At 46.3% G+C, this 6,215-nt stretch carries 7 protein-coding genes; 5 read left to right on the forward strand and 2 right to left on the reverse strand.

Annotated elements, in window-relative coordinates:
• Window positions 1-92: 92 nt before the first annotated feature.
• The 5 genes from metE (at window position 93) to IQ264_RS31035 (ending at window position 5,459) form a co-directional block, all read left to right on the forward strand.
• Window positions 93-2,159 carry a 5-methyltetrahydropteroyltriglutamate--homocysteine S-methyltransferase gene (gene metE, locus IQ264_RS31015; RefSeq protein WP_228061944.1) on the forward strand — a complete coding sequence of 689 codons (2,067 nt, stop codon included), beginning with the start codon at window positions 93-95 and terminating at the stop codon, window positions 2,157-2,159.
• Window positions 2,143-2,601 (forward strand): hypothetical protein, encoded by a 459-nt coding sequence (locus IQ264_RS31020; RefSeq protein WP_193986319.1) that lies wholly within the window; start codon window positions 2,143-2,145, stop codon window positions 2,599-2,601. Before metE ends, IQ264_RS31020 begins: the two co-directional genes overlap by 17 nt.
• Window positions 2,594-3,049 (forward strand): hypothetical protein, encoded by a 456-nt coding sequence (locus IQ264_RS31025; RefSeq protein ID WP_193986321.1) that lies wholly within the window; start codon window positions 2,594-2,596, stop codon window positions 3,047-3,049. The genes IQ264_RS31020 and IQ264_RS31025 overlap by 8 nt, the downstream gene beginning before the upstream one ends.
• 106 nt (window positions 3,050-3,155) lie before the next feature.
• Window positions 3,156-4,448 (forward strand): fatty acid desaturase, encoded by a 1,293-nt coding sequence (locus IQ264_RS31030; protein ID WP_193986323.1) that lies wholly within the window; start codon window positions 3,156-3,158, stop codon window positions 4,446-4,448.
• 12 nt (window positions 4,449-4,460) lie between these two features.
• Complete coding sequence (locus IQ264_RS31035) at window positions 4,461-5,459, forward strand: methyltransferase domain-containing protein (protein ID WP_193986325.1); 999 nt, start codon at window positions 4,461-4,463, stop codon at window positions 5,457-5,459.
• 300 nt (window positions 5,460-5,759) lie between these two features.
• On the opposite strand, the gene IQ264_RS31040 is transcribed toward IQ264_RS31035, so the two are convergent.
• Both IQ264_RS31040 and IQ264_RS31045 read right to left on the reverse strand, forming a co-directional pair.
• Window positions 5,760-6,002 (reverse strand): hypothetical protein, encoded by a 243-nt coding sequence (locus IQ264_RS31040; RefSeq protein WP_228061943.1) that lies wholly within the window; start codon window positions 6,000-6,002, stop codon window positions 5,760-5,762.
• A 99-nt stretch (window positions 6,003-6,101) separates the two neighbouring features.
• The gene (locus IQ264_RS31045; protein ID WP_413470325.1) at window positions 6,102-6,215 is read right to left on the reverse strand and encodes a transposase; all 114 of its coding nucleotides are present in this window, start codon (window positions 6,213-6,215) and stop codon (window positions 6,102-6,104) included.

The following is a 6,215-nucleotide window of genomic DNA, read 5'->3' on the forward strand; positions in this document are numbered from 1 at the left end:
ATATTTCCCTGATTTATGTCGTGCTATTTCCCAGCGTTACAAGTGTCGCCAACTGAAAGCATAAAATGGCACTCAATTACTTGAAGGATAAAATGGCACAAAGTGCCACTTTATCCTTCAAGTGGCACGATCGCTTTCGTCATCTTGCTGGACTCGATCAATACTTTGCAATGGCGCGAGGCAAAGATGGGATTCCGGCGCTGGAAATGACCAAATGGTTTGATACCAACTATCATTACCTGGTGCCCGAAATTGCGGCTGATGCAAAGCCAGAGGCAAACTTCGCAGACTTTTTAGCAACGGTGCAGCGATCGCAAGCCCTTCTCGGCGAACGAGCCGTTCCCATCATTCTCAGCCCCGTTACACTCTTACGTTTAAGCCGTTTAGAAGGCGATTTAGCGACCCATCTCGAAAACCTATTGCCGCTCTATCGCGACTTGCTCGATCAACTCAAAGCAGTAGGTATCACCGAAGTGCAGGTGCATGAACCGATTTTAGTTACAAGCAATGCAGCAGATTTGAGAGAGGCAATCGCAGCTACCTACAGCCAGCTTGCTCAAATCGGTGTACCCATTCAGCTTGTCACCTATTTTGATGATTTGGGAGCCACCTATCCCTGGGTGATGGAATTGCCTGTTGCAGGTATCAGTTTAGATTTCACCCGTGGACGCAATTTAGCGTTATTGCAACAGCACGGATTTCCATCAGATAAACAATTGGGTGTGGGAATTGTAGATGCCCGAAACATCTGGAAAATTCGTCCCGACTCTGTGTTGTCAACACTAGAAACGATTCAAAGCATCACGCCAAATATTCGCTTGCATCCCTCATCATCACTGCAATTTGTTCCTTATGATGCCACGCGAGAAACCAAACTACCTGAGCCATTACGCAATGTATTGAGTTTTGCACAACAAAAGCTGGACGAGATAGCAATTCTGGCACAGACGCTGGCTGGCAACGATCCAAGTGTTCGCCAAGCGTGTGCGAAGCACTCTCAATTAGCTCTAGTGCAAACCCAGTGGCAAACCTTTGAGCAATTTAGTCCCGCTGATAAAGGAGTTCAGACGGCGCTGAAAAATTTGACAATTAATGATTTTCAGCGATCGCTATCCTATTCTCTGCGTCTAGACAAACAACTGACCCTACCCGTCTTACCCACCACCACGATTGGTTCTTTTCCCCAAACCTCCGAAGTGCGGCAACTGCGGGTGAAATACAAACGAGGCGAATTATCTGAGGCGGAATATCAAGCCGCGATCGATGCTCAGATTGCCGAGTGTATCAAACTTCAGGAAGACATCGGCATTGATGTGCTAGTACATGGCGAGTTTGAGCGCACCGATATGGTGGAATACTTTGGTCAGCAACTCTCCGGTTTCGCCTTTACAGAAAACGGTTGGGTGCAAAGTTACGGCAGTCGCTATGTGCGTCCACCGATTATCTACGGCGATGTGGTACGTCCTCAACCCATGACGGTGCGAGAGTTTCAAGTGGCGCAGGCGTTGACCGAAAAGCCCGTGAAAGGGATGCTCACGGGGCCAATTACCATTCTGAATTGGTCGTTTCCCCGTGCAGATCTGTCTCGTCAGGAACAGGCTTTTCAAATTGCCCTGGCATTACGCGAAGAAGTGGTAGATTTAGAAGCCGCAGGTGCACAAGTAATCCAGGTAGATGAACCTGCTTTACGGGAAGGATTACCGCTGAAATTGGAACGCTGGAATGAGTACCTCTCCTGGGCAGTAGATGCGTTTCGACTGGCAACAGCGATCGCCCAACCGCATACGCAAGTTCACACCCATATGTGCTACTGCGAATTTGGCGACATTATCAAAGACATTGAGCGCTTAGATGCGGATGTGATTTCGATTGAAAATAGCCGCAGTAATAATCGCACCTTGCAGGAAGTCACGAAGGCGGGCTATTCCCAGCAAATTGGCAATGGAGTCTATGACATTCACAGTCCGGTAGTACCCACGACGGAACAACTGGCGCAGCAATTACAGACAGGCATCATGAACTTACCGTTAAGGCAAATCTGGGTGAATCCTGATTGTGGACTGAAAACACGCCGCTGGGAGGAAGTGATTCCGTCGCTGAAAAACATGGTAGAAGCCGCAAAAATCATTAGGGAGGAAGCTAATGCGACCAAGGAATGAAGTATGGCAGGGCTATTACGGCTATTGGCAAAATCTATTCATTCGGGAAAATCTGTTATTACTGGGACACGCGGCATGGCAGGGGTTTATCACTCAGGGACGGGGCATGGTGGTGTGCGATGTGGCAATGTTTGAGGATGGATCTGTGGATTGGAACAGTGACATCGTGGAGCATACAGTCCGGTTTGTGCCTCTGTCCAATGTTTCAGCCTATTTGCAAACCTTTAGCCTGGAGGCAGCCTTAATTGAAAGGCTGATCGATACGGTTCAAACCTACGATCCTGACCGAGCAATCCTGCTGCTCATTAATGAAGATGGACGGGCAGACATCAACTTGCTGCAACAGCTTGCTATCTCCCCAGCAGACTGTTACCAGCAAATGCAGCGGCGGCGGTCGGAATTCCAACTTGAAGACCCTACCCACGGAGGATGCTATGAGTGAAGTTTCTGAACCGATGGACTGGCAACAAGAATTTATTGCCACGAATTTGTTGGTACTCGGCTATAACGCCTGGGCAGGATATCTCAGTGGTGAACGGGGTGCGATTGTTTGCAGCACCAATTCTCCTGCGTTTGGCGTGGCGGGGGAATCCTTCCGTACCTACTTTATTCAACGATCGCGTCTCGCTGCCTTTCTAAACGCCTGGTTAGCGGCTCCTGATACGGTAATTCTGCGCCATCACTTTATGAATGCTCACATTTTGGAAGCCGTGGATTCTTACAATCCAGTCACTGAATTGGTATTACTGTTGGAATCGTTTAATCAGGTGACGTTCTTTTACCTGAAAAATCTATCCATCACACCGCCCCAATGTTACGAGCAAGTTTGTAAAACCTGGGAGGAGTTTCAGCCAGCCGTTTGTGCATTGCACAAGCAGGTTGTGCAGTAACTCTGACGGGCGATCGCCAAGCGTGTCTCGGAATAATCGCGTAGTGTCTCAGAACCAGAATTGCCCAGTACAACTAATCCCACCGTATCACTGAATTAAATTCATTATGCTCAAGTATTATCTGCATCGTGCTGGACAGATCCCGACATCGGTTCATCCATTTGTAAAACGTCCATCTTCCCATCAACTCAAACCATCGCATCCACTCAAAAAGGCTGACTTTGTTTTGACTCCATACATCAACAGCAGTAACCTGCGGGCAACGTATCAAATTCTCAATACCGTTGTACCTTATGTTCTTTTATGGATTTTGGCGGTGAAAGCAGCATCTATTTCCCTATGGCTTCTCCCCCCCATTATTGTTTTGATGGTTCTCTTCTCCTTGCGCTGTTTTGCTTTAATGCATGATTGCGGACATTATTCTCTGTTTCGGTCAAAACAAATGAACCGCATCATGGGGTTCCTGCTGGGTGCGATCAACGCAATTCCCCAATATGGCTGGTCTAGAGATCATGCCTACCATCACAAAACCAATGGCGACTGGGAACGATATCGGGGCGTTGCAGATTTCTTATCTACCGAAGAGTTTGCTCAGCTCGATCCATTGAATCAAAAACTGTATGAAGCCCTGCGACATCCATTAATGGCGATTCCTGGCGGTTTTTTCTATCTTGTCATCAAGCCCAGACTCATTTTAATCCTGGGAGTTTATGATTTCATCCATCATGGATTCACGGATTTGAAGCAATGTTCAGGGTTTAACTTAACGCACGCGATATCTACCTACCAGTCAAAGCATTGGCAGTCGGCTGCTGAATTTTGGGATCTACTGTTTAACAACATTTGTGTGGTTGGTGGTTGGATTTTTCTGAGCCATTTATGGGGAGTTGGGCTGTTTTGGAGTATTTACTCCATTACGCTTAGTTGTTCTGCAACGATTTTCATCTGGATCTTTTTTGTGCAGCATATTTTTGAGGATGCGTATGCTCACAAAACGGCAGACTGGGACTATGTTTTAGGTGCAGTTAGGGGCAGCAGTTATTTAGAATTACCAGCCGTTCTCAGATGGTTTACCGCAGACATTGGCTATCACAACATTCATCATCTCTCCGAGAGAATTCCCAATTATCATCTCGCCGCTTGTCATCGTGAAAATAGTCATTTGCTCTCGGATGTAAAGACCCTCCGAATTAGAGATCTGCTGAGCTGCTCTCAATTCATTCTGTGGGATGCCGCATCAGACCGTTTAGTTTCGATTTCCCAAGGGAAACGCTGCGCGATCGCATCCTTTCGTCAAGCGACTGAGGCGATGGCAAATCCAGCCTCCAATTGTGCAAGCGGAGGGGAAACGGATAATGCAATAGTTAAATATATTAAAGGCAAAAGTATCGAAGGTTAAGGTTTAATCCAGATGAATATGTTAGTTGCTACGTTGGGAATTCTCCTGGCACTCCTGATAGTTGGAATTGCGCTTTATCTACTCACGGCTCGTCGCTATCAATCTTCTGAGTCCGTTGCTAATTCCTATGACGATTGGACGAATGATGGCATTCTGGAGTTCTATTGGGGCGAACATATCCACCTGGGGCATTACGGCTCTTTGCCCCGCAAAAAGGATTTCCTCAAAGCCAAAGAAGACTTTGTGCATGAGATGGTGCGTTGGGGTGGGTTAGACAAACTTCCTCCCGAAACTACAGTTTTAGATGTGGGCTGTGGCATTGGTGGCAGTAGTCGCATTCTGGCACGGGATTATGGTTTTGCAGTGACAGGTGTTACGATTAGTCCCCAGCAAGTCAGACGCGCCCAAGAACTGACACCACCAGGTCTCAATGTTCGGTTTCAGGTCGATGATGCGTTGGCACTCTCTTTTCCAGATGCCAGTTTTGATGCGGTCTGGTCGATCGAAGCCGGACCGCATATGCCCGATAAGGCACAGTTTGCCACAGAGTTATTGCGCGTTCTCAAACCGGGCGGAATTCTGGTGGTCGCCGATTGGAATCAACGGGACGATCGCCAAATCCCACTCAACTTTTGGGAAAAGCCAGTCATGCGGCAATTGCTGGATCAGTGGTCTCATCCGGCATTTTCTAGCATTGAAGGGTTTTCAGAATTACTGGAGGCAACGGGATTGGTTGCGGGTGAAGTCACCACTGCCGACTGGACTGCCGAAACCTTACCCTCATGGCTCGATTCCATTTGGCAGGGAATTATCCGTCCAGCCGGGATTTTTCGATTTGGCCTGAGCGGGCTGATTAAGTCATTGCGAGAAGTGCCCACGTTCCTGTTGATGCGGTTAGCATTTGGGACGGGGCTGTGTCGATTTGGGATGTTTCGGGCAGTGCGGATAGATGTTGCAGCCCGTGAAGTCGTGCAGTCTAGTTCGATCGATCGAGCAGTTGTGCATTCATGAATACAAACGATCGCTCTTATTTGGACTTTGGACAAAGAAGAAAGCGTTTCGCGATGAGTGAGCGCGAAGTAATTTATTGTTTAAAAAGCTGTAATGTCAAAACGTGAGGTGGGAAATTTAGGAACTAATCAATCAAGCTTATCGGGAATAATTTCACTTTCACCGTCATAATACAAGTCAATTTAACTGTTAGTTAAAGAATTAATAGTCCGTTCAAGTTCATCAATTTGATTACGTTTAACCACTTGGATTACTGCGGTAATATGCTCCTCACAAAAGGCCCGTCCCAAATGTCTATACTTACTCTTCTTTTGGGGATATGAATGCTTGCTCAAAAATCGGTTCGGTTGCTTGTAATTTATAATACCAATAAATTTTCTGTTGTTGTCGTACTTGATAACGAGCTACATAGCACCCTTGGGGAGATACCTCACCTTCATCATAAATTTGTTGAATTTTAACTTTTAAAGCCGCGATAGTAGCAGTTAAACGCTCTTCTCTTTTAGCGAGGTTGGGAGCCAGTTTGGGCTTAGTGTGCTTCATAACTAAATAGAAAAGAAATGTGTAATTAAATGGTAAAATACTTCGCGACTATTCTTAAAGAAAACTCATTTTGATTTACCATTTTTGGTTCTTCCGTACTTACTGTGCTAAATTATTAGGGAAGTGCCAGAACAATAAAGCTCTTAATTCAAAATTGCGGAAATTCCTAAAGCCAAATCCACAACGTTTGAGTAATTTCAATTTATTATTAAT

It is taken from the genome of [Phormidium] sp. LEGE 05292, assembly GCF_015207735.1.
Classification (GTDB): Bacteria; Cyanobacteriota; Cyanobacteriia; order Cyanobacteriales; family Aerosakkonemataceae; genus Floridanema.

Bases quoted from the DNA above. Each gene is read 5' to 3' on its own strand.
- metE (WP_228061944.1), top strand. From the start codon at position 93: ATGGCACAAAGTGCCACTTTATCCTTCAAGTGGCACGATCGCTTTCGT.
- IQ264_RS31020 (WP_193986319.1), top strand. From the start codon at position 2,143: ATGCGACCAAGGAATGAAGTATGGCAGGGCTATTACGGCTATTGGCAA.
- IQ264_RS31025 (WP_193986321.1), top strand. From the start codon at position 2,594: ATGAGTGAAGTTTCTGAACCGATGGACTGGCAACAAGAATTTATTGCC.
- IQ264_RS31030 (WP_193986323.1), top strand. From the start codon at position 3,156: ATGCTCAAGTATTATCTGCATCGTGCTGGACAGATCCCGACATCGGTT.
- IQ264_RS31035 (WP_193986325.1), top strand. From the start codon at position 4,461: ATGAATATGTTAGTTGCTACGTTGGGAATTCTCCTGGCACTCCTGATA.
- IQ264_RS31040 (WP_228061943.1), bottom strand. From the start codon at position 6,002: ATGAAGCACACTAAGCCCAAACTGGCTCCCAACCTCGCTAAAAGAGAA.